The sequence below is a fragment of the Agromyces seonyuensis genome (assembly GCF_009789225.1).
In the GTDB taxonomy this organism is placed as follows: domain Bacteria; phylum Actinomycetota; class Actinomycetes; order Actinomycetales; family Microbacteriaceae; genus Agromyces; species Agromyces seonyuensis.
Map to the genome: position 1 here is coordinate 1 of NZ_WSTA01000143.1, position 2,894 is coordinate 2,894.

Consider the following 2,894-nt stretch of genomic DNA (forward strand, 5'->3'; position numbering starts at 1 on the left):
CGTTGCGTAAGTGACTGGAGTACAGGCGTGTGCACCTCCGGTCTGGGGCCGGTCGGATCCGGGGCCGGCGTCGACGCCGTCCCGGCCGCTGCGTGGCCGCCCCGCCGCGCCGGTCGTCCGTCGACCGGTCGGCCGCGCCGACGAGACGGCCGCCCTCGACCGGGAGCCGGCCGACCTCTCCGGCACGCGCGACGTCCCGCCGCTGCGGGTCGGCCTGTCGGACCCGAAGGCCGAGACGCGTCCGGTGCCACTGCCGCCGCCCGACCCCGACGAGCTGCCGTGGTGGCGCCGTCCGCAGGAGCCCGCCGACGACTGAGGTGCGACTGGGCCCCGCCGCGAGAGCGCCTCAGCGCGGGTCGTGGCGGTAGATCGTCCAGTACGGCGACGAGCCGACGAGGTCGTAGTCGTCGAGCACCTCGTCGAACCGATGGGCGTCGCCGTCCGAGGCGATCTCCCGGTACGCCGGCACGAGCAGCACCTCGGGTTCTCCGACGAGCACCTCGGCGTCGATGGGGCCGTCCTTCGGGAAGTTGTTGTCCGGGTGCAGCCACGGGGCACCGCCGTGGGCGGCCGGGCGGCCGAGGGCGACCGAGAACGGGTTCGAGAACCCGAGCGACCCGATCGACTCGTCGGGATCCGAGTACCGCTCGGCGAGTGCGAGGCCGTCGTCGATGATCGCGACGTAGAGGGCGCCGTTCTCCGTCTTCGAGCCCGTCCAGAAGGCGGTGTCGAAGCCGGCCAACCGGGGCGCGTCGATCCGGGGCGAGTCCGCCTCGCCGAGCACGACCGTGCGTGCGGCCAGCATCGTGCTCCGGGCATCGCGGGCGAAGTACGGGACGGCCACCGGGACCAGGACCGCGAGCGCCGCGCCGATCGCCGCGATCGCCCGAGCGCGCGGCGGTCGCACGCTCGTCGCGTAGCCGACGAGCAGGATCGCTCCGACGAGCGCCCAGACGGCGGTCAGGGGGAGGTCGCCACGCTGCATGTTCGTCGCGCGGGCATACACGTCCGCGCCCACGACGACGAGGGTCGAGGCGAGGTAGCGGAGGACGAGCGGGCGCGGCGCGACCACCACGGCGAGGAGTCCGAAGCAGAGGGCGAGGACGAACGCGAGGAGCAGGCCGTCGTCGGCGACCACGAGCGCGACGCTGTCGAGCACGGACGTCGAGCGGGCCCGCGAGAGCCGCGCCATCTCGACGATCCACGGAACCGGTCTCCAACCCAGGGCGAGCCCGGCGAGCGCCACGCCGACGCCGCCCGCGGCGATGCCGAGGAGGTGGCGGCGCGACGTGCGCCAGATGAGCAGCCCCGCCGCGGCGATGAGGACCGCGGGGATGACGAAGGAGACCTTCAGCAGGGCGAGCGCGACGACGGCCGCGCCGGTGGAGACGCCGCGCCACAGCCCGTCGCCGACCGGGGTGCGCGTGAACGCGGGCCACAAGCCGGCGAGGAACATCGTGTCGAGCAGGATGATGAAGACGACGGCGAAGCCGATGCGGTTGTAGAACATGGCGTTCGAGAGCAGGTCCGCGTGCTCGCCGATGGGGCGGGCCGCCGACGTCAGCACGAGCGACGCCGCCGTCGCGACGAGCAGCACCCAGCCCGGCACGCGGCGGCGCAGCAGCAGCAGCGTCCAGACGCCGACCACGCCGGTGAACAGCGCGCGGGCGATGCCCATGCCGGACGCGTCGAAGCCCGTCAGCGTGAACGCCAACTGCAAGGGGCGCCAGAGCAGCACGCCGAACCCGGCGTAGAAGTCCTGCTGGGGGAGCTGGCCGGAGGCGAGCCGCCAGGCGCCGTCCATGAAGATGAACAGGTCCTGCGCGTAGATGCGCGTCGGCACGATGCCGAGCAGCACCTGCACCGCGCAGACGGCGGCGATGAGCACCGCCGCGAGGAGCACGGCCCGGCGCTCCACGAACCGCCCGAACCGGTGCGTCGTCCCCGTGCGGGCGGTGTCGATGGGAGTGGTCGGCGCCTCGATGCTGCCGACATCCGAAGCAGGAGTCATGTGGTCATGCCCTTGTTCGCGGTGTCGTCGTGCCAGACAAGTGCCGATCGTAGCGTCAGAAGCCCTCGTGCCGATGGCCGTTTTTTCCGGATGCTCCGGTTGCGGCGTTCCCAACGCGACCGGGGAGGCGGGTCAGGGATTCATCGGATCGCACTTCAAGACGCTGACGTTGAAGCCGTCCACCCAGTACGAGATCGGGAACGGATACGAGAGCACGATCGGCTCGGACCCGCGGTGGCGCTGGACCGAGTCGAACGGTCGCATCCACTGGCCGTCGGGGCAGGTCGAGACGACCGGGCCGGTCGACGTCACCGACAGCGGCACGATGGGGCGCACGCAGCTCGCCCCGGGGAGTCCGGGGCAGGGATAGGTCTCGCAGTTGTTGTGCGGCCCGCAGTCGATGTCGAGGGCCGGGGATCCGTTGCCGGACGAGCCGCCGCTGCTCGCCCGGTTCTGCTCGGCCGCCTTCGCCGCGGCTTCGGCCGCAGCCCGGGCCTCGGCTTCGGCGGCTTCCGCGGCGAGGACGGCGCTGTGGCTCGCGGCGGCGGCGCCGACGGCGGCGACGGCCTGCTCGGCCGCTGGTCCGAACGACACGGGATCGGTCGCAGCGCGCAGCGCCTCGATGGCGTCGAGTGCGGCCTGCAACTCGGCGGCACCGGCACGGTCGAACGTCGTGGCCGCGAGCGCGTCGGCGAGGAAGCCCGCCCACTCGTCGACGGAGTCGGCGAGGGCGGCACGGGCGGCGACGAGGTCGCCGGGCCGGTTCAGGTCGATCGCCGAACGCACGGCGCCGACCGCGCCGTCGAGCTCGGCGGCGCCCTCGGCGGAGGTGCCTGCGAGCGCCGCCGCGCCGGAGGCGGCGCCGTCGGCGTCCGCACCGCCC

Annotated in this window: 3 protein-coding genes; 1 reads left to right on the plus strand and 2 read right to left on the minus strand. The window is 73.6% G+C overall.

Annotated features, from left to right (window positions below; all coding sequences use genetic code 11):
• The first annotated feature begins 10 nt into the window (after positions 1–10).
• On the plus strand, positions 11–316 hold the full coding sequence (locus GB864_RS17875; protein WP_160427041.1) for a hypothetical protein: 306 nt from the start codon (positions 11–13) through the stop codon (positions 314–316).
• Positions 317–346: 30 nt separating this feature from the next.
• On the opposite strand, the gene GB864_RS17880 is transcribed toward GB864_RS17875, so the two are convergent.
• Together GB864_RS17880 and GB864_RS17885 are read right to left on the minus strand one after the other, a co-directional pair.
• Positions 347–2,011 carry a hypothetical protein gene (locus tag GB864_RS17880; RefSeq protein WP_160427042.1) on the minus strand — a complete coding sequence of 555 codons (1,665 nt, stop codon included), beginning with the start codon at positions 2,009–2,011 and terminating at the stop codon, positions 347–349.
• Positions 2,012–2,143: 132 nt separating this feature from the next.
• Positions 2,144–2,894 (minus strand): hypothetical protein (locus GB864_RS17885; protein WP_419672803.1); only part of this gene is annotated, 751 nt, incomplete at its 5' end.

Coding starts and splice junctions, on each gene's coding strand:
- GB864_RS17880 (WP_160427042.1), bottom strand. CDS start 2,011: ATGACTCCTGCTTCGGATGTCGGCAGCATCGAGGCGCCGACCACTCCC.